Origin of the sequence: Paenibacillus sp. FSL R7-0312 (assembly GCF_038004445.1) — a bacterium.
Lineage (GTDB): Bacteria > Bacillota > Bacilli > Paenibacillales > Paenibacillaceae > Paenibacillus_AQ.
This window is the reverse complement of the sequence record NZ_JBBORE010000001.1, coordinates 4,827,524-4,847,250: the sequence shown is the minus strand read 5'-3', so window position 1 is coordinate 4,847,250 and position 19,727 is coordinate 4,827,524. Positions and strand designations below refer to the sequence as shown.

The window sequence follows — 19,727 nt, the reverse complement described above, 5'->3', positions numbered from 1 at the left end:
TCCGTTTAGGTATGCAGAAGTACATTCACTTTATTCTGTAATGTATGCGGATCGACAATGGTGGATTGGACACATAGACAGGCGCGGTAAAAAGCCGGGTAAAGTCCAGATGGACCTTACCCGGCTTCTGTGTTCTTAACGGTTATTCAATGAAATACAACCTGGTTTTTTCCGTTGGATTTCGCCTCATAGAGCGCCTTCTCCGACCCGGCAATGAACTCTGAAGTACGGTCCGTTGTAAGAGGGACTTTCAGCAGACCGCCAATACTTACGGTGACCACACCTTCTTCTTCATAACGGTCGCGGGGAATTTGCAGATCATAGACACCCTTGCGCACAGCTTCGGCCAGCTGCTCCGCCTCTCCGGCGGTTGCCCTGGACAAGGTCAGGATGAAGGCAGCTCCGCTGAAGCGGGCGACGTAAGCGCCATGCTGCTTGCTGATGATGTTCAGTACATCCGCCACCGATTGAATACACAGATCTCCGCCTTTTAATCCGTGGACCGCATTATAGGAATGGAAATCATCGATGTCGATAGACAGTAAAAGAAGCGGATCCTGGGCGCGCAGACATTCCTTCCATGTCTTAGTAAGCTCGTTCTCGAACGCCAGCCGGTTCGGCAGATCCGTTAAGGAATCCGTTGTCAGGTAACTCTGCAATTGGGTAGTTACAGTGGTGTAGGCTTCACCCTTCGCATCAGCGTTAGACCCCTTACTCAGAACAGCCATAATGGAAGGTTTGCCGCCGTGAATTACGGAGGCCAGTGTCAGGTTCATGTCCAGCGTTAGTCCATCCGCATTCTGAAACTGTCCGCTGCCGGTTACGAACTGGCTCTTGTTCAGGCTGAGCTCCGAGAAATACTGACGCAATGCAGGACGGTATGATTCGTGCACATATTTCAGGAACGGCTGACCCGTTAGGGACTTGTCCCTCTCTATAGCCATCAGGTCCAGCGCACGGTTATTGCTATAGACGATAATATCATCGGTAATCATAAAAAAAGCTACCGGTGACAGCTCCATCAGCTGCAGATAACGTTGTTCATTATGACGCAGACTGCGTGCATTCTGCAGTGCCTGTTCTTCGGCCAGACGCAGCTGATTCTCCGTCTGGCCGCGCAGGATAGATTTCAGCTGAGGCAGAATGTTGAGATGCTGATCCTTCCAGGGAAGTGAAGTAGACTGAACGACCTGACGCCATTTCTCAAAAGATTTCCGGGGAGACAGACGAATCCCGTCATTCTCCTGAATAACAGCCTTTGCAGGATCTCCTGCCCAGTCCACAATCTCTACAACTTCTGGTCTAAACCAGATCATATAGTTCTGCTGTCCGGGAGTCAGCGCCAGATACAGCACGCCGGAGGCCTTGTCCTTGTAGGCTTTGGCTGATTCGTATTCCAGACTGAGCCCCGAAGTACAGTAGGTGTAATCCCTGGCTTTACCGGCCAGCCAGCCCGCAAGCTCCCGTACCTGATCCTGGGAAGGCGTAACCCCGTACAGCATCAGCTTGTCCTGGTAACATACAGCAGCTCCTGAAGCATCCATTAGCGCAAGCAGCGTCTGCTCTTCCTCTCCCAGCTGCTCAATTACACGGAAGGAGCTTGAATTCCCTGTGAAAACATCGACAATCCGTGTCGCCTTGGTCCGCAGCTGCAGCTCTGTCTGATACGTATCCAGCTGCTGGCGCTGGTACAGCTCACTGGAGAAGAAGGAACCCAGGAAATTGCACAGATTGCGGATGCGATGCGGTACATACTTTGGCGAATGGTGATGGCAGGTGATCAGTCCCCACAGCTTGTTATTATGAATTAACGAGATGGTGGTAGTCGCTCCAACCCCCATATTCTGCAAATATTCGATATGCAGCGGGGAGACACTGCGCAGGATCGACAGGCTGAGGTTCAGCGGCTTGCCGGTTAAGGGCTGAATCACCGGGATAATCGGTACCGGCGTGTAGTGCACATCCACGATGGTCCGCAGCCAGTTGCGCAAGTACAGCTCACGCGCCTGCTTGGGGATATCAGATGCCGGGTAGTGATGCCCGAGGAACGGTTCCAGACCTTCTTCCTTCGCTTCAGCTACAACTTTCCCGTTCCACTCCTCATCGAATTCGTAGATCATCACCCGGTCATAACCGAGCATTTCCTTGACCTGTTCAGCCGCTGCCTGACTGGCTTCAATCCGGCCTGGAGTCTGCTTCATACGGCCGAAGAATGTGCGGATCCATTCAAAATCATTGGCTCCTGCACCCTCCTCTTCCGAGGCAGGCTCCAGCTCGACGATCATCAGCCCTTCACTTTCGTGAATAATGCTGAAGAAACCGGTCATCTCTCCTTCAACTTCAATCTTCAGGACAATATATTGTAAATCTGCAGTTTCCTTTGCATTCACACTTCGCTCCAGTAAGGCCTTAAGCTGACTATCGCCTACCAGCTCAGCCATAGAAGTTCCGAGCAGCGACTCTGCAGGAATTCCCAGCAGTACATCTGTGTTGCGGCTGGCCTGGACAATAAGATTGTCCTTGCCCTGCGTCACTGCCAGCAGCACGCCATGCGGCTGAATAAGCCCGGGAATATGGATCGGCTCCTTGTCACAGTTCGTGAGGTCCAGCGATTCCCTCAGTTCCAGACCGGTTTCGTTCAGCAGGGTGCGGTTGAGCGGATCATTTTCGTTATGGGCTTTAAAGTCTGACATGATGCGACGCCTCCAATGAAGTGAAAGATTTCCAAGCATTAATGATGCGTAGTTTCATTCATTTTATCTTATTTTCGGCAGAGTTAACAAATCGCGCAGTACGTTTAGGAACGACTCTATCTGGGAGGGCGGGTTATTTTCCGGGACAGATGTATACAAAAATCCCGCCAGTTCAGAACTGGCAGGACCGTTAGGAGTGTCCTTGGGGTAAGACTAAATCAGTAAACACTAATGTTTGAAATAGAATAATTATGTATAATATCTATGGATAGCGGAAAGTCTTAGGAGGTTAAATCTTATGGAAGAAGTACGGATTCAGAAGCAGGACCGCTCCGTAAGCTTCAGAGTTGCAGTAGATGCTGGGGAGTTTATCGTCTTTGATATGTCTCTTTCCAGCCCTACCCGTAACCGCACCCTATACAGCGGTACGGAGTTCAGTCAGGCTTGGGCAGCCGCAGAAGCGGTTCTGGGTAAAATCGCAGTCCCTGATGAACTCTTGAAATTTGCAACAACAGCCTGATGCCCCAGAGTTGACCCCTCCACAGGGGTCTTTATTATTCTTATACCAGGATGCTTCTGGTCTAACGTATCCCACTAATCCGAGGTGACCGTAATGAGTAAATATAAACGTTCAGGCAGAGACATTGTTTCTTTTCTGCTGGGATTAGCTTCTGTGCTGATCATTGCCTTCTTCGTTATCCGGTATCTTCTTCAGAATGTTTCGTTCGGGCCTTAGGGGTGGGCTGAGAAAGTCCTGTCACTACTTAGCTTTGAAATGTTGTACGTAATGCAACTTGGACTCATAGATATTAGGAAATTTGTAAGGTTTGTTGTATGAAATACAACAATTCCTCAGCTCAAAAGCTTCAACACAGGGAAATCCTGCCTTTTGTACAACATTTTTCGTTTAAGCTCAATTTCAAGAGAAGAATGTTGTATTTCGTGCAGGATTTTTTTGGATTCCTTCGTCATCGAGAAAGCATAGCTCCTATTCCAACGCAAAAAGGAGCATTGGGGGAATGCTCCTCTTCGGCTTGCATATACCGTCATTTGAACTGCGCCTCCGGCAAAAGTTAATCCGGAAGTTATATCAATAAGTTACCTTAAAAATGACAATAATACAAGTATTTCCTACTCCGTCCAAGAAAATAAGATCATCTAATGACTGTGCTTCCTTGTATAGCAGCCCATGCGGATATTTCGGCCGGAACGGACTTTGCCGACTGACGAGCACACCCGTTATAATGAACCTACTTTGCGCAGAGAGTAAACGAGAGAAGGTTATTATACTATGGATGCTAATCCCCCAATTCAATGCAGGACCGCACAATATTCCCATATCGTTACGGAAGGCACTCATTATGAGGTCGGCCGTGCCTTGGGCGCTCATTACAAGCATAATTCCGAGCTCATCTCATTCTTAACCTCGCCGTTCATGGGGGCTTCCCCGCTGCTGCCGTCTGCGGCAGATAGAGTTATGGAGAACTTCGAGAAGTATTGCCCCGGCATGAACGAAGAAATCAAAGGCTTCGCCGACGAGACAGGTATTGAACCCGGCAAGGTTGTGTTCTATTACTCCTACTTCCAGCCTTCCGGCCACTGCACGCAGGCTGTATACCGGACGGGCGGGCATACCTGTCATATGCGTAATTATGATTTTGGCTGGGAGGATGAGCCTTATAATCAGCTGCTGCTCAGTACAACACGGGTGAAGGGCAAACCTGCGCATACCGGCTTTGCGCTCCAGCTGTTCGGCCGTTATGACGGAATGAACGATGCAGGACTTACCGTAACAACTACATCGGGGAGAATCCGGCCGGAGATGACCGGGGAAGGCTTTATTTTTCCGGGAGTGGTCCGCGTCTTGCTCGATAACTGCTCCACTGCGGAAGAAGCGGCGCTGCTTATGCGTAGTATCCCCATCTCTGACTACCGCAATTTCCTGATCGCAGACGCCAAAGGCGATATCGTACTCGTTGAAACTGCCGGTACACAAAAAGAGGTCCAATATTATCCGGCAGCGGCTGGCGGGAAACGCAACCAGCTTGTCCTCTCAGCCAACCATTATACGCTTCCATCCATGCAGGTTCATAATCTGCAGGTAATGGGGAATTCGAGAACAAGGCATGAAGCGCTGCAGTCGGCACTTACGGACGAAGTTGCCCTCCAAAGCCCCGTGGCAGCCATGCAAGCTATCGCAGGAACAGAATACCCTAAGGGAGACTGCTGTCATCATTACAGTGAGGGCTTCGGAACGTTATGGTCGATGGTCTGTGATAACTCGGCCCGAGAGGCGCATATCTGCTTCGGTTCCCCGCAGCTGAACAGCTGGAGGAGCTTTGGGTTCAACGACCCCGCCGGAGTCCGCGAATATCACGCGGTTCTTCCTGACCGCCCTTCCGCAGCCGGGTTCTGGGATCGGCTGCCTTCTGCAGAATAGAGTGCACGAACGCAGTCTTCCCCTCACAATACGAATCAATATCATAACGATATTCTTGCGCGAGTCGCTGCTTAACCGCTTGATACTCCTCACGGGCAGACGGACGGTTGCGCAGATAATTGCGGAAAGCGATATGCTCAAGATATCCCTTCCCGTCCTTCGGACATACGTAAAGGTGGTATTTCATAAATCCGTCCTCCTTCACGCTCCGGAAGGCTTCCCTGCCCTCAATCCCCAAATTGCCCTGATGCTCATAACCGTACTGCTGTAATCTCCGGATGATCTCCGGCAGCCTCTCATAGCTCTCCATCACCAGATCGATATCGATAACGGGTTTGGCCGATAACCCCTCGATGGAGGTACTGCCCACATGCTCAGCCGCTATGATCAGATCTCCCGCGATCTCCAGCATCCGCGCTTCAATTCTGGCGTATTCTGCCTTCCAGGCCGGGTCGTAGGGAACCACTTCAACAACTTTTGTTTTCTCAGCGATGATCTTCCCCTCCTTGGTGAGAACAGTTTTTAGTAAATATATTATAGCGCACCTGTCAACGGGAGAGGATGCCTGCCTGCCAAGTATTCTATGTTTCGTTAAGTCTGCCGGGATAAAATGCAAACCGCTATCTCATACTATCCATCAGATATGGAGGTGAACAGTGTGCCCAAGAACAGTGCAGATCCGAAGCATGACCGTGCTGATAACCGTGCCGATAAAAAGAACAACCAGCAGAATCACTCCAGCATCACCGAAATCCCCCAGATGGTGAATCCGGATAAAGCCGAAGATTATGTGCCAAGCTTAAATGGCGTGACCAAGAACGAAAGCTGAATGTAAAAGGACCGGGCTTCGCCGATGGAAACATTTGGCGGAAGTCCGGTCTTTTTTTATGTTTCCGATGAAATTCCAGATCTCAAGCACAGCCGGGAATCAGAATTCATATATGAATTAGAGTGTGTGAATCTGAACGGGCAATGTAGTGATAAAGTTAATGTAGTGATAGAATAATACAATCATTCTAATAATCACGGGAAGAGTGGAAATATGCGAATAGGATTTTTTGACTCCGGAATAGGCGGGTTAACGGTGCTTCATCAGGCACTGAAATTTCTGCCGCAAGAAGATTACCTCTTTTACGCAGACACTGCACATGTTCCTTATGGAGAGAAAACAAAAGAAGAAGTTAGAAAGTACATTCTAAATGCTGTAGATTTCATTGCTAAACACAATATAAAAGCTTTGGTTATTGCTTGTAATACTGCCACCAGTATCGTGATTGAGGAGCTCCGAAGCCGGTATGACTTTCCTATCCTGGGCATCGAGCCGGCTGTGAAGCCAGCCATTGAACAATCAGAAGGAAAACAAAAAAAGGTTCTGGTGTTAGCCACAAGACTTACGCTGCAGGAGAAGAAGTATCATGATTTAGTTCACCGTATAGATCATGGGGAAATTGTAAACAGTTTACCTCTTCCCGGACTGGTGCAGTTCGCTGAAAGCTTTGAATTTGATGAAAAGAAAATCATCCCCTATTTACATCAAGAATTGTCCCGGTTCAATTTGCAGCAGTACGGCACAGTGGTACTCGGATGCACTCATTTTCCTTATTTCGAGAATAGTCTCAAGAAGGTTTTCCCTGAAGACGTCGATTTCATCTCAGGAAGTATTGGAACAGCCAGGCACCTGAAACGGATACTCGAACACAAAGGTCAGGTTAACCAAGGTACTGGTGATATCATTTTTTTCAAGTCTGGTGTGAAAGTTGAGAATACCTGCACATTAGGAAATTACCATCGACTGTTTAAACTTCTGGATGAACTGTGAATTTAATTATGTTCAGCTGCTGATGATTACCGGAGAAAAGGAAGTGTATGACTTGAGCCACTATGAAGCGATCATGGGGAGATTACGCCGTAGCCCCCTGAAGAATATAACGCTGCTCAAAATGATGACCGCCTATCACAATCAGATTGACAGTACGCTGATCGAACAGCGTGATCGCTGGGGGGTGTTATTGCTGATGCCTGCCGTGACCTTCCCCTACGATCACAGAACCTATCCGGAAGCCGACACCGTTGTGCTTATGGACTACAGCAGCCCGGAGGTCTTCCCCGCCCTGCTGAAGCTGCTGCCAAGGGACGCCAGGCTCATATTTAAACTGCAGGAGGATGCTTACCGCCAGGCGCTGGAACCATATTTCACGCTGCATAAAGTCCGCAGTCTCTATTCTTATTCTACGGCCGAAGGCCAAACCTTCATCGCAGACGGGGCATGCATCGTAAGTGAAGCAATAGATGAACGGCTACTGCCGTTATGGATGGCAAACGATTATTCACAAGGGGAAATTAGTCAATATTTTCAGGAGGGGGCTTTCTCTGTAGCATTGTTTGAGGGAGACGTGCCTCTCAGCACTTGTTTTGTATTCCGCAATGAGGAGTCTGTCTGGGAGATTGGAGCTGTACATACGGCTGTTGCCGCAAGAAAAAACGGATTGGCGCAGCGCGTAGTCCGTACAGCGTTATACCACACTCTGCAAAGAGGATATATTCCGAGGTATCAGGTACTTGAAGACAATCTCAGCTCCATCCGTCTGGCTGAATCGATTGGGCTTACCCCCGCAGTGAAGCTTGAGCACTGGATTAACTATTAACGGTTATCTCAGCATTCAAAATAATATATACTGTTAGAAACAGGTATCTGTCTTTGGAGCCTCTGCTCACAAACTATGAAGGAGTTAACCTATGAGTTATCAACCCCCACCCTTTGGAGATCAGGAATTTTATCAACAGTTTCCCCCGCCGCCCCGCCAAGAGCGGACGAACGGCAAAGCGATCGCAGCACTGGTGCTCGGCATTCTCTCCATCGTAGTTCCTTATATCGGACTTATCTTCGGGATTATTGCGATCGTTCTGGCTGCACTCGCCTTCAAGGAGATCCGTCTCCGCTTTGAGCAAGGGCGGGGGCTGGCGATTGCCGGGCTGGTCTGCGGGATTGTCGGCACCATCATTTATGCTGTACTAATCCTCTTGTTTGTTCTTGCACTCGTGCTTTTTGGTAATATTGACACCGACACGGTGAATTATTTCAATAATTTAAACAGCTTCTAAATGGTGAAAAATTAATAAAAGGAAGCAGACACCGGTTTCGATAACCAGTGCCAGCTTCCTTTTATTGTTGCGGCGGAGTACCCCTGCTCATGAGTATGTTGATGCTCTCCTGCTGACGGTATTCCGTTGGTGTAAGCTGAAATTTCTTACGGAACATTTGCGTGAAGTGGCGCATGTCCTGATAACCGACACGTTCAGCAATTTCAGCCAGCTTCAGCTTGGGATTGAGCAGCAGCAGCTTAGCCTGCTCCAGCCGCAGGGAGGTTACATATTCCTTATAGCCCTGCCCCGTCTTCTGCTTAAACAGCTGGCTGAAGTACGCCGGATTCAGGAACACCACCGAAGCCATTTTCTCCAGAGACAGATCCTCGTAGAAATGCTCCTTGATATAGTGCAGCGCAACATCTATGGCCTTCTCCCCGCTGCCTTTCAACGGCTCCAGTTCAAGCGCCTGGGAGGCCGAAGCCTCCCGCATCCGCTTCACAACCTGCGGCACGGTGTTGAAGTCGTAGCTGAGCCCGGAGTGGATGATCTGGAAAGGAATCTTCAGATAATGCGTCAAATGAGCCTTGACCTCTTCCTGGAAAAGCTCCACCCGGACATTCTCACCCGGCGTTATAAGGCCAAGCAGACTCTGCCGGTCATAGCTGACAACGAATCCCCGTCCATGCAGGTCGATCAGCTCAGACAGCACATTCTCGACGATGAAATGCTCCAGGCGGACGCTTTTGTCACCCGGGTCCAGCTGGACCATTACCAGATAGAAGTGGTTGTAATCTTCAATAAAAGGCTCAATATCCAGATTCCCGATATCCAGCCCCGAAGCCAGCCGCTGGAATACCCCCTCGCGGAGGAATCTCAGACTGGCCTTCAGCCGCTCGCCTTGCCGCGAAATATTATTATCCTGCTGGATTTCCGTCGTTAGGCTATCAATAAGCTCCGTCAGCTTTGTTTTGCCAATCGGCTTAAGCAGATAGTCTCTCGCACCCAGCCGGACTGCTTCCTGCGCATAGGAGAATTCGCTATGGGCAGAGATGACAATCCATTTCACATACGGATAGCGGCGCTTCGAGATCTTCATGAATTCGAGGCCGTTCATTCCCGGCATCAGAATATCAGTCAGCACAATGTGGATGCGCTGTTCTTCCATAATTTTAACCGCTTCTTCCGCCCGCGCGGCCACGAATACCTGATGCTCCGGGCTAATCTGCCCAATGGTGCGCTTGATGCCTTCACGGATGACCCGTTCATCATCGGCAATAAGAATATTCACGTAGTCTGATCTCCTTCCACTGAAATCGGCAGCACGATGGCAACCTGTGTCCCTTCTCCGGGGAAACTCTGAATCTGCAGACCGTAACACTCTCCGAACATGAACTGCAGCCGGCGGTGCAGATTTTGCAGGCCGATACCGCTTTTGCCGCTCTCCTTGGGGCCCGGACCCGGATTGTCCCCGTTCAGTGAGCCCTGGAGCGTTTCCAGTTGCTCCTCATTCATTCCGTTTCCGTTGTCTTCCACAATCAGTCTAAGAACGGAACCTTCTTCTCTGGTATATACCTTCAGAATACCCTGCCGGCCTAGTGATTCCAGACCGTGCTTGACGGCATTTTCAATTACTGGCTGGACCGTCATTTTGGGAACACGGATGTCCAGCCAGCGTTCATCGATCTCCGTAATAATCTGCAGCCGGCCTTCCAGCCGGATCGATATAATCTTCAGATAATGACCAATCTGCTCCAGCTCTTCGCGCAGGCTCACTTCCGCCCCATCCTCCCACTGGCTGCTGTAACGGAACATCGAGGACAGGGACAAGACCAGCTCACCCAGCTGCTCATTGCCTTCCTCATCCAGCATCCAGTAGATCATATCGAGGGTATTGTACAGGAAATGCGGATTGACCTGGGACTGCAGCGCATGCAGCTCAGCATTCTTCTCACTGACGGACGAGAGCTTCACGCGCTCAATCAGCTCCTCGATCCGCCGGACCATCCGGTTGAAGGAAGCCACTAGAATATTAATCTCCTGATAGGAGGAGACATTGACCATTCCGCGGAAGTTACCGACCTCTACCTGCCTCATCTCCCGGATCAGCTTCTTCAGCGGCGAGGAGATGGTCTGAGATACGATCGAGGCAATCAGCGTTGAGACAATAACCAGTGCCGAGATGACGATCAACAAATAACGCTTCATCTCAATCAGCTCTACATTCAAATCCTTGTCCGGGGTAATACTCATCACCCACCAGCCGGAGAAAGACAGCTTGGAGGCTACGACCAGCCGGTCGCTTTGCTGCTCAACCATCACATTCTGCGAAGTCGGCAGCATAGGCAGATTGGAGACGTCCGGCGTCGGATCTGTAGCAGAAGTGACAAAACGTCCATCCGGAGACATCAGATACACCTGGCTGTGCTCACCGAGCTTCAGGTTCTCAAGGGCATCCAGAACCGGCTGCGGATTCGTCTCATACAGCACAATCCCGATCGGCTTATGCTCATTCAGATCATAAATCTGCCGGCCGAAGGCGAACACCGGGCTGTCTTCCACCTGATCGATCAGGGAATGCTGGTACACCCCGAGCCAGACCATTTTACCTGACGAGGCCTGCAACTGGTGATACCAGTCTTCATCGGCGTAATCCGGATCGACCACGTTCATATAATTCCCGTAATTATAAATCTTCCCTCTGTCTGTAATCACATGAATGCCCACCAGGTCATCCCGTGAGTAAAAAATCGAGCCGATGATATTCGTCACGGTCTGCTCATTAATATAAGCCACCGCCGGCCCATCGGTTTTCTCATTAATCAGACGAATCATCTCGAAGTTATTGCTGAGCGATTTGGACAATGCATCATAGCCCTTGTAGAGGAGTGTGAACAACCCTGCGGTCTGGGCGACGTTTTTTTGCGACAAATCACTGATCTTCTCATGCAACTGGTCCGTAGTCCGGTTATAGTACAGCAAGCTGACAATAAGCAGAATACTGGACATGCAAAAAAGAAACAGCAAGAACAACCGATGATGGATGGAATGAAAGCCGCTTTTCATAGGACTCTCTCCTTTCAACACCCTGTCCTGCCGTTTCCTATTATAAATCTAACCTAATTTTATATGCAACGCGTGAATTAATAATTCTGCAGATCAGCCTTTGACAGCCCCTGCCACCATGCCTTTAGTAATCTGGTTGGACAGGAAGAAGTAGATCAGGATAACCGGCAGCGCGCCCATAACGAGGAATGCACCGATGTTGCCGTAGTTGACCGAATACTGGCTGACGAAGGTGTAGACCCCGAATGGCAGGGTTTTGAGCTTCTCGGACGAGATGAACGTTGCCGCCAGGATGTACTCGTTCCAGATGTTGATGAAGGTCAGGATACATACCGTCATTACCGGTGGCACTGACACCGGAAGAATAATGCTGCGGAAGATCCGGTACACACTCGCTCCGTCGATGAACGCCGACTCTTCAATCTCATGCGGGATAGCTCTCATAAATCCGCTTAGGATAAAGACGGCGATTGGCGTGGAGAATGCGACATAAGGCAGAATCAGCGACCAATGAGTATTTAGGATATGCATGTTTTTGAAAATAATCATCAGAGGCAGCAGGGTGGCCTGCATCGGAATCATCATCCCCATCAGGAAGATGGTCATCACGAGATTACCGTATTTCCAGCGGAACCGTGAGATTGCATAAGCAGCCATTGAGGCCAGCAGGATGACACAGATCATCGTAAACGCAGTAACAAATACGCTGTTGGACAAGTATTTCAAGTAGCTGCCCGAGGTATAAGCCTCGTAGTAGTTATGCCATTGAAATTTTTTCGGGAAGGAAAAGAAGCTGCCGTCCAAAATTTCTTCATTGGTCTTCAAGGAGTAAAGAAGCAGCCATAACAGCGGGTATAGCTGGGTGACCACAGGGATGGCAAAAAGAAGATACACGATTCCTTTTTTTAATTTACGCATGATTCGCGCACTCCTTTCCTAGTTGTATTTTTTCTCAAGTTTATTGAAGATGGTATTGATCACTCCGGTAAAGATGAGACAGACAACAACCAGGAACGTTGCGATCGCACTGCCGTATCCATACTTGAAGGACATGAAGGAACTGTTATACATATGGGTTGAGATGACATCCGTCGCATGCGCCGGACCGCCGCCTGTCATGACCATGACCAGATCGAAGGCCTGCAGGGAGCCGATAAACGCCAGGATAATCGATATTTTGAAGATCGGAACAATCAGCGGAAGGGTAATATAACGATCCGCTTTGAAACCGTCTGCTCCGTCAATTTTGGCCGCTTCATATAGCTCATCAGGAATATTCTGCACGCCGGTATACTGGATCAGCAGATGGTAGCCGAAGAACTGCCAGAGGGATACCAGATAAAGGGAATACATGGCGATGTTCGGCTCGGTGAGCCAGTTGTGAGTCCAGCTGTCAAGACCCAGTGACACCAGCACGCCGTTCAGCATGCCTCCCATGGAAGTAGGGTTGTAGATGGTCTTCCAGAGTTGTCCAATGATAACAACCGACAGGATAACCGGTGTGAAGTAGATCGACACCAGTGTGTTGGCTTTTTTGAGATAACGGTTAAGCAGGATAGCCATTCCTAAGCAAAGTGGAATTTCCAGCATGGAAGCTACTGCATACAGCAGGGTTCTTCGTACGGAAGGCCAGAACACAGGATCATTGAAGAACATATCTTTGAAATTGCCTAAACCAATAAACTCCGCAGTAGTAAGACCGTCCCACTTCAATAAGCCCGTATATAATGATACCAGTATGGGAACAAACACAAGGCACACGTACAAGAGCAGACATGGCAGTATGAAGACGGCTATTGTGCGTGCTGGCACCTTAAGTACTTTCATCTTTCCCGCCTCCTAAACAAGCAGATTCTTTGTCTATTTACGATATTCACGATATTCACGATATTTACATTGAAAATCTTCATGATAAACTCGATGCGAAGAAGCCTGGATCAGCTTGCTTCGCATCGAGAAGGACAGCTTTACGGTTGCCTATAGCGTATGGCTTATTGCCTATTTGTTGGCTTCAAATGCAGCCTGGTGCTCTTTCGCCACTGCAGCGGAATCCATTTTCTGTACGAACAGGTTCTGAATGCTGCTGAGGTGAACTTGAGCTGTTGCAGGGTTCATCGTGTTATCGAACGCCAGGTCGCCGCCTTTAACTTGGTTGAACAGGCCGGCAATGTTAACAGCCAGATCAGAGTAACCGGCAGCTTTGAGGTCGCCGTCTACCTTTTGACCGATACCTACAGCATTTTTCAGTTCAAACTGTTTCTTAGGATATTCGGAAGCGAAGTAGTTCAGGAAGTCTTTGGTTTCTTGCAGGTGTTCGCTGTTTGCAGATACGGCAAATGCGCTGCCTGGTGCAAGCATGAATTCGTTAGGATCGCCCTTGCCGTTCACTGTAGGGAATTGGAAAGCTCCAACTTTACCGGCTACAGGGGATGCGTCAATTGCGCCTGTTTCCCAAGATCCGATCGACCACATGGCTGCTTTACCTGTTTTGAAGATGTTACCGCCGGCATTGGCATCAATGGAGGTAGCTCCATCCGGGAATGCACCAGCTTGAACCAGTTGCTGGAATGCTTCTACAGCTTCTACGAATGCAGGATCTTCGAAGGTTTTCTTGCCGTCAAGCACATCCTGCAGGAATCCAGGGCCGCCGTTGGTGCGGAGCAGGATGTTCATGAACAGGAACGAGCCGGTCCAGGAATCTTTTTCACCGATAGCCAGTGGGGTAATTCCCTTATCTTTCAGGATTTTGACATCCTGGAGCAATTCTTCAAAGGTTGTCGGAGGAGCAGCAATTCCTGCCTGTGCGAACAGGTCTTTGTTGTAGTACACGACTTCGATGTTGTTTCCGTCAGGCAGCGCATACACATTGTTGTCGAAGCTGTAGTAGTCGAGCAGGCCTTCCTGATAAGTGTCCTTCAGGCCGTTCTGTTCGAGCATATCATTCAGCGGTGCGAATAATCCTGCATCTACGAAAGGCTTCATTTGTGCAGCCGGGTTAACGATGGTGATGTCCGGCACTTCTTTGGAAGCAGCCTGTGTCTTGAGCTTCACCTTCTGCTGGTCTGTGTTTAGCGTATCCAGTTCAATTGTTACATTCGGATGGTCTTTCTGATACTGCTCACTCAGCTCGTTGATCATTTTGTAAGCTGGTGTTGCAGGGTCAGGATAGATGTTCTGGAAGGTAATTGTTACTTTCTTATCGCTTGGTGCAGTTGTTGCTGCGGCATTTCCGCTATCTGTTGTGTTCGGTGCGGCGTTGTTCTTGGCGCCGTCGTTTGCGTTATTGTTCGAGTTGCCGCATGCTGCAAGGCTTAACGCCATAACTGCGGTGAAAGCGATGGTAGCGGATTGCTTCATTTTTCTGTTGACCATTAATTGATGCCCCCTGTGTTCGTGATATGTTTATTATCAACCGGTGAAGCGTTTCCAACAAGGTAGGAACTACAGAATAAAGGTTTGTTTTTTCTAGGTATGCCCCACTTAAGCACCCTAATCGTCTAACCTTTTCTCTAACATCTGCTCATCGTCGGAATTGGCGAATGATCCGCGTATTCATTCCAAATTAAGTTCGAGCTTGTCGGCCTTGCTCATGGAGCCAGCGTCCATCATGAAATGCAATGGCTGGTGAAGGCCGGGTTCACACAGAGTCGATATCCCCGTCAAACATTTAAGATATTGACCGCCCTCGACATGCTAAGCGAATGATGAGGGCGGTTATTTTCCGTCCGAATACCCGGTCTTTATGTTTTCTTGAGTTCAGCAATGCTACATTATTAGTGCTTTTGGAATATTAAGGGTTATAATCGTGGCAAGTTTTAGTATAATGGGTTACAAGCGGGAGACAATTCATATTTTCTTAGGAGGTGGTTGTATGAGTGAAAGCGATATTAGTGATATTACCCCGATTATAAAATCAAAAATTAAAGGGAGATGCTTTTATGAGTTACAACCCCGAAATTCCAAGAAGCCGATATGATAACTATGGTGACCGTGAATGGACACGACTTGAAAAAGATGGGCATGGCGAACTTTTATATCAGGTGCATTTTGATATTTTGAAGCGTTACATTAAACTAACCAATAAGGTTTTAGAAATTGGTGCGGGTTCAGGAAGATATACAAAGGATATCGTTCAAATGTGTGCTGAATTGACTGTTACAGATATATCTAGTCATCAAATGGAGTTCAATAAGTCCAAAATGCTCGAGCTATCACTGATTGACAGAATAAAGGCATACCATGTACTAGATGTTCTCGATATGAGTGTTTTTGAAGATTCTTCTTTCGATTGCGTTGTCTGTATAGGTGGCGTAATCAATTATCTTTTGGACAAAGAGAAAGATGGAATACAAGAAATTCTAAGAGTATTAAAACCGGATGGTGTACTGATCGTTGGGTCCATGAGTTTCATTGGAGCTTCGCTTTATTATCTTGAAGGTATCAGGTATGAAAAAGACCAATTCGGGCTTGAAGCTACAAGATGGATTTTTGATACAGGTATTCAAGACGAAGAACATTATCCCGTTGAAAGCAAGCATTACATCCATATGATGAGGAGCACCGAAATGGATGCTTTATTTGCTCAGTTTCCTGTAAGAATTCAAGAGAGAAGCTCCGCTGGTTTATTTACGCAAGCAGGAGATTCTGCTTTAGAAAAGGCTCGCAACGACAAAGATTTTTGGAAGCTAATTGTCGAACAAGAACTTGCGTTTACCAAATTACCGGGCACTCTTGATTGTGGAATGAATCTCATCTATGTGGTGCAAAAGTTATAAATTTCGCCACTAATTGTTCAACAGAAGCAGCCGATCACGTTAGGATCGGCTGCTTCTTGTTGTATAAATGAGTTACCAATCAGCCCCCCCTTTGCTTTGGGCTACAAGAAAACCAGTTTACCTCCGCTATTTGATTATTACTATATCAATTATGCTGGCGGCTGCTTCCACTGTTTAATCACGCTAAGCAATCCCGGAACATCCAGCCCATCGAGCGAAAAAGCTTTGCGCAGCAAATCATGCGGGATGAATTCATCGTATTTGCCGAGGTAAGGTGCCTCATCCGGTCCGAGCAGGGAAATAGCATCCGTAGCTGCGGCGGTTTCGGCAATAATCTCTTCCTCCAGCGTCTCTGCATCCGCCTTGCCGGCGACAACCATATAATAAGGTTCCATCGGTACGACGGACCGCAGACCAAGCGGTCCCTTCAGATTGTTCTTCAGCAGGCGCTCCAGCGTACGGAACTGCCGGCTGCCCGCCCATGGGAGGATGAACATGGAGTCGCCTCCGGCAGGCAGGACAGAACGCGTCAGCAATCCGCTCTCTTTGGCCAGCCTGCGGGCCCGCTCCAATCTGGCGGCCGCGCTTGGCGCAAGATACGGATACAAGGCTGTCGATCCCAGCACTTCGCGGATCTTCGTCATAATCCGGGTGTGGACATCTCCTCCGGCTCCAAGCCATAAGGTGTCTACCTTGCCCCGCGATCCTTTGACATAGACCGCCTTGTGGCGGTTATCTACCTCTTCCACCTTCCACAGCTTGCCGGCCAGGGTGAAGCAGTAGCCCGGAGGTGGCACTGTAGTAATTGAACCGATTTCCTCGGTGCCATTATAGACGACATGCTCTTCATCGTCTTTGAATACCGCATAGAAACGGAAGTTGTTGACGATCTTCTCCCCCGCCATGCCGATCAGCAGACTCCCCTCATCCATCTTCTCAATGTGGCCCATGCCCTGCATGTATTCCATGAAGGCGTCATAATCAGCGGGATCAATACTGCGGAAGGACGGGAGGCTCAGCACCGCCTCTTTCAGATCCTCCGGCTCCGCCTCCCCCATGCTCTTCAGGATGCTCATCGTCTGATGATAGAGCAGCCCGACCGGCAGCTGGCGCACGACCAGCGGCTCGACCCATTTCTCGCGCACGTACAGCTCGATAACGGCAATGGCCCGCAGCAGCGTCCACGGCATCCGCGCAGGCAGCTGCGCTTCCTCGTCCTCCTCCTCGGGCGTGACGAAGATCATCTCGGAGGCGGCGTCCCCGCGCCTGCCCGAGCGGCCCAGCCGCTGCACGAAGCTCGCGCAGCTGTAAGGCGCGCCGAGCTGCAGCACCCGCTCCAGCTCGCCCAGGTCAATCCCCAGCTCCAGCGTCAGCGTCGCTGCAGCCACAGCCGGCCCCGCACCCTGGCGGAGCGCGGCCTCCGTCTCCTCGCGCAGCATCGCGGAGATGCTTCCATGATGCACATGGAAGACATCCCGCTCGCCGCGCTTAGCGGCAATGCGCCGCATCTCCAGAATCGCCTCCTCGGCGTCCGTGCGGCTGTTCGTGAAGATCAAGGCCTTCTTCACATGCGTATGGTCGTAGATGAAGCCGTAATAAGCCTGTCGCGCCCGCTCCAGGTGTTCGGCTTCTTCCTCATTCCGCGCATCCGGGAAAGAAAAGTGCTCGACGCTCAGGCGCAGCCTGCGCCCGCCCTGCGGTGCACTGACCTCCACGCTCTCCCGCGTGCCCGCCGCCAGCCACTCCGTGACGGAGGCGTAGTCGCTCAGCGTTGCGGACAGACCCACCCGCCGCGGATGACAGCCAGCCATCCGCGAGATCCGGGCCAGCTGGCTCAACACCTGAATGCCGCGGTCTGCCCCCATGAAGGCATGCACTTCATCGATTACGATGAAGCGCAGATCATGGAATAGCGCCGGGATGGCATTCGGACGGTTCATCAGCAGACCCTCCAGCGATTCCGGTGTAATCTGCAGCACCCCGGAAGGGTTCTGCATCAGCTTCGTCTTATCCGCCTGCGGCACATCGCCATGCCAGTGCCAGACCGGAATATTCCCTTCGCGCAGCAGATCATTTAACCGTGTGAACTGATCGTTGATCAGCGCCTTCAGCGGAGCGATATACAGAATACCTACCGATGCGGACGGACGCTCATACAGCTCCGTAAGCGCGGGGAAAAAAGCCGCCTCTGTCTTGCCCGAAGCGGTCCCGGAAGCGATAAGCAGATGATGCGGTGTGTCAAACAGCACCCGGCACGCATCTACCTGGGCCTCACGCAGCGTATCCCAGCGGTTCTTGTAGATGAATTCTTTAATGAACGGAGCGAGCCGGTAGAACGGGTTATCACTCATAGGTCAAACTCCGCCAGGAATCCGTCCAGTTCATTCTGCCCGGTCTCGGCAGGCCGCGGAGTCCGCTCCCCGACCAGCTTCTCGAACGACATTTCCGGATGCTGGTTCAGCGTATGCAGCAGATCCATGAAGTCTCGCACGACCTCACGCGCGGTAAGCAGCTCATCTGCACCCAGCCGGTTCACAGCCTCTTCCATGAAATGCACCAGCTGCTCCTGCGTCAGTCTGGCTTCATACCCGTAGTGCAGCGCGTGAATGTCCCGCAGCTTCTGCAGCAGAATCAGAATCTCCTCATGGGAGAGCATGTCCAGGGCAATGATCGGCCCGGTGAAGTTGTTCAGTCCGGCACCCGCATACCGCCCGGCTACCAGCCTGGAACGGAGTGCCTCATAGCTGAATAAGCCGCGCCGGTGGTCTTCTACGAACTGCGGTGTGCCGCCGACGAAGATCCCCAGCCGTTCTGCCTTGCCCTGCATCGTATCGTTGAACATAGTCAGCAGCTTCTCATAATTGCTCTGGCGGGAAATGCTGTTGGTTATCTTGTAGAGGTTGACTCCCTCATCGATGAACAGCAGCAACCCCTTATAGCCGATAGCCCCGGTGAATTCCGCCCATAGCTTCATATAATCATACCAGTTGTCGTCATCGATAATCACGCCCACGCCCAGCGCCTTGCGCGCTTCAGTGCGGGTTGCGAACTCGCCGCGCAGCCAGCGCAGCGAATCCTGCTTCAGTGCGTCATCGGCCAGCTTATGCCCGTTCCAGTAAGAGGCCAACACCTTCGCGAAGTCGAAGCCATGCACAAGCCCGCGCATCTCGGAGGCAACCGCATAGATCCGCTGCTCCACTTCTTCACCAAGCTCCAGCGCATCCGGCCCGTATCCCTTCTCCTGCATGACGGCCTGCTGCAGAGACATAATCCACTTCTGCAGCATAATCTCCAGTGCCCCGCCATCGGGGCGCGTCCGGGTCGACAGATGGCTCATCAGCTCACGGTAGGTGGCAAGCCCCTGCCCCTTCGTACCCACGAGCCGCCGCTCCGGCGACAAGTCCACATCCGCGACCACGAAGTCTCGGTCCATCGCGTAATTGCGGATAATCTGCAGCAGGAAGCTTTTGCCGCTGCCGAATTTGCCCGTAATCAGCTTGAAGGCGGCTCCGCCCTCGGCTATGTTATCCATATCGCGGAGAATGGCTTCAACCTCCGGCCGGCGGCCGACGGCAATATATTCAAGACCGATACGCGGCACAACTCCCGCTGTCAGCGAGTTGACGAGCGCGGTGGTCATCCGCTTCGGTATTTTGAGTGGGTTCATTC

The 19,727-nt window shown here is 50.4% G+C and carries 17 protein-coding genes; 8 read left to right on the top strand and 9 right to left on the bottom strand.

All coding sequences use genetic code 11. From position 1 onward, the window contains the following. Positions 1 to 146: 146 nt before the first annotated feature. Positions 147 to 2,693, bottom strand: a complete 2,547-nt coding sequence (locus MKX70_RS21335; RefSeq protein ID WP_340840666.1) for a diguanylate cyclase domain-containing protein — start codon at positions 2,691 to 2,693, stop codon at positions 147 to 149. A gap of 298 nt (positions 2,694 to 2,991) precedes the next feature. Between MKX70_RS21335 and MKX70_RS21330 the strand changes: the two genes are divergently transcribed. The 3 genes from MKX70_RS21330 (at position 2,992) to MKX70_RS21320 (ending at position 5,133) form a co-directional block, all read left to right on the top strand. Then, positions 2,992 to 3,213 (top strand): hypothetical protein, encoded by a 222-nt coding sequence (locus MKX70_RS21330; protein ID WP_042236694.1) that lies wholly within the window; start codon positions 2,992 to 2,994, stop codon positions 3,211 to 3,213. Positions 3,214 to 3,306: 93 nt separating this feature from the next. Beyond that, positions 3,307 to 3,429 (top strand): hypothetical protein, encoded by a 123-nt coding sequence (locus MKX70_RS21325; RefSeq protein ID WP_269322068.1) that lies wholly within the window; start codon positions 3,307 to 3,309, stop codon positions 3,427 to 3,429. 555 nt (positions 3,430 to 3,984) lie between these two features. Then, positions 3,985 to 5,133, top strand: coding sequence for a C45 family autoproteolytic acyltransferase/hydolase (locus tag MKX70_RS21320; RefSeq protein WP_042236697.1), 1,149 nt, complete (start codon positions 3,985 to 3,987; stop codon positions 5,131 to 5,133). Here MKX70_RS21320 and MKX70_RS21315 read toward each other — a convergent pair. Then, the gene (locus MKX70_RS21315; protein ID WP_231637669.1) at positions 5,039 to 5,599 is read right to left on the bottom strand and encodes a GrpB family protein; all 561 of its coding nucleotides are present in this window, start codon (positions 5,597 to 5,599) and stop codon (positions 5,039 to 5,041) included. The genes MKX70_RS21320 and MKX70_RS21315 overlap by 95 nt on opposite strands. Before the next feature lie 192 nt (positions 5,600 to 5,791). On the opposite strand from MKX70_RS21315, the gene MKX70_RS21310 reads away from it, so the two are divergent. From MKX70_RS21310 to MKX70_RS21295, 4 genes are all read left to right on the top strand, one after another. Continuing rightward, positions 5,792 to 5,962, top strand: a complete 171-nt coding sequence (locus MKX70_RS21310; RefSeq protein WP_179093454.1) for a hypothetical protein — start codon at positions 5,792 to 5,794, stop codon at positions 5,960 to 5,962. 213 nt (positions 5,963 to 6,175) lie between these two features. Then, positions 6,176 to 6,952, top strand: coding sequence for a glutamate racemase (murI, locus tag MKX70_RS21305; RefSeq protein WP_042236701.1), 777 nt, complete (start codon positions 6,176 to 6,178; stop codon positions 6,950 to 6,952). 52 nt (positions 6,953 to 7,004) lie between these two features. Then, positions 7,005 to 7,778: a GNAT family N-acetyltransferase gene (locus tag MKX70_RS21300; protein WP_197072937.1), complete on the top strand. Its 774-nt coding sequence runs from the start codon at positions 7,005 to 7,007 to the stop codon at positions 7,776 to 7,778. 91 nt (positions 7,779 to 7,869) lie between these two features. Further along, on the top strand, positions 7,870 to 8,235 hold the full coding sequence (locus MKX70_RS21295) for a DUF4190 domain-containing protein (RefSeq protein WP_042236705.1): 366 nt from the start codon (positions 7,870 to 7,872) through the stop codon (positions 8,233 to 8,235). A 61-nt stretch (positions 8,236 to 8,296) separates the two neighbouring features. On the opposite strand, the gene MKX70_RS21290 is transcribed toward MKX70_RS21295, so the two are convergent. The 5 genes from MKX70_RS21290 to MKX70_RS21270 all read right to left on the bottom strand — a co-directional run bounded on the left by MKX70_RS21290 (position 8,297) and on the right by MKX70_RS21270 (position 14,655). Continuing rightward, entirely contained in the window at positions 8,297 to 9,508 is a 1,212-nt protein-coding gene (locus MKX70_RS21290) for a response regulator (protein ID WP_042236707.1), read from the bottom strand. After that, positions 9,505 to 11,283: a cache domain-containing sensor histidine kinase gene (locus tag MKX70_RS21285; protein WP_042236709.1), complete on the bottom strand. Its 1,779-nt coding sequence runs from the start codon at positions 11,281 to 11,283 to the stop codon at positions 9,505 to 9,507. Before MKX70_RS21285 ends, MKX70_RS21290 begins: the two co-directional genes overlap by 4 nt. A 93-nt stretch (positions 11,284 to 11,376) precedes the next feature. After that, positions 11,377 to 12,201 carry a carbohydrate ABC transporter permease gene (locus MKX70_RS21280; protein WP_042236710.1) on the bottom strand — a complete coding sequence of 275 codons (825 nt, stop codon included), beginning with the start codon at positions 12,199 to 12,201 and terminating at the stop codon, positions 11,377 to 11,379. An 18-nt stretch (positions 12,202 to 12,219) separates the two neighbouring features. Continuing rightward, positions 12,220 to 13,110, bottom strand: coding sequence for a carbohydrate ABC transporter permease (locus tag MKX70_RS21275; protein ID WP_039301056.1), 891 nt, complete (start codon positions 13,108 to 13,110; stop codon positions 12,220 to 12,222). A gap of 171 nt (positions 13,111 to 13,281) precedes the next feature. After that, the gene (locus tag MKX70_RS21270) at positions 13,282 to 14,655 is read right to left on the bottom strand and encodes an extracellular solute-binding protein (protein ID WP_340840664.1); all 1,374 of its coding nucleotides are present in this window, start codon (positions 14,653 to 14,655) and stop codon (positions 13,282 to 13,284) included. A gap of 566 nt (positions 14,656 to 15,221) precedes the next feature. On the opposite strand from MKX70_RS21270, the gene MKX70_RS21265 reads away from it, so the two are divergent. Next, positions 15,222 to 16,058, top strand: coding sequence for a class I SAM-dependent methyltransferase (locus MKX70_RS21265; RefSeq protein WP_340840663.1), 837 nt, complete (start codon positions 15,222 to 15,224; stop codon positions 16,056 to 16,058). A 149-nt stretch (positions 16,059 to 16,207) separates the two neighbouring features. On the opposite strand, the gene MKX70_RS21260 is transcribed toward MKX70_RS21265, so the two are convergent. Both MKX70_RS21260 and MKX70_RS21255 read right to left on the bottom strand, forming a co-directional pair. Continuing rightward, entirely contained in the window at positions 16,208 to 18,409 is a 2,202-nt protein-coding gene (locus tag MKX70_RS21260) for a DEAD/DEAH box helicase (RefSeq protein ID WP_340785842.1), read from the bottom strand. Beyond that, positions 18,406 to 19,725, bottom strand: coding sequence for an ATP-binding protein (locus tag MKX70_RS21255; RefSeq protein WP_340840662.1), 1,320 nt, complete (start codon positions 19,723 to 19,725; stop codon positions 18,406 to 18,408). The genes MKX70_RS21260 and MKX70_RS21255 overlap by 4 nt, the downstream gene beginning before the upstream one ends. Between the last annotated feature and the right edge of the window lie 2 nt (positions 19,726 to 19,727).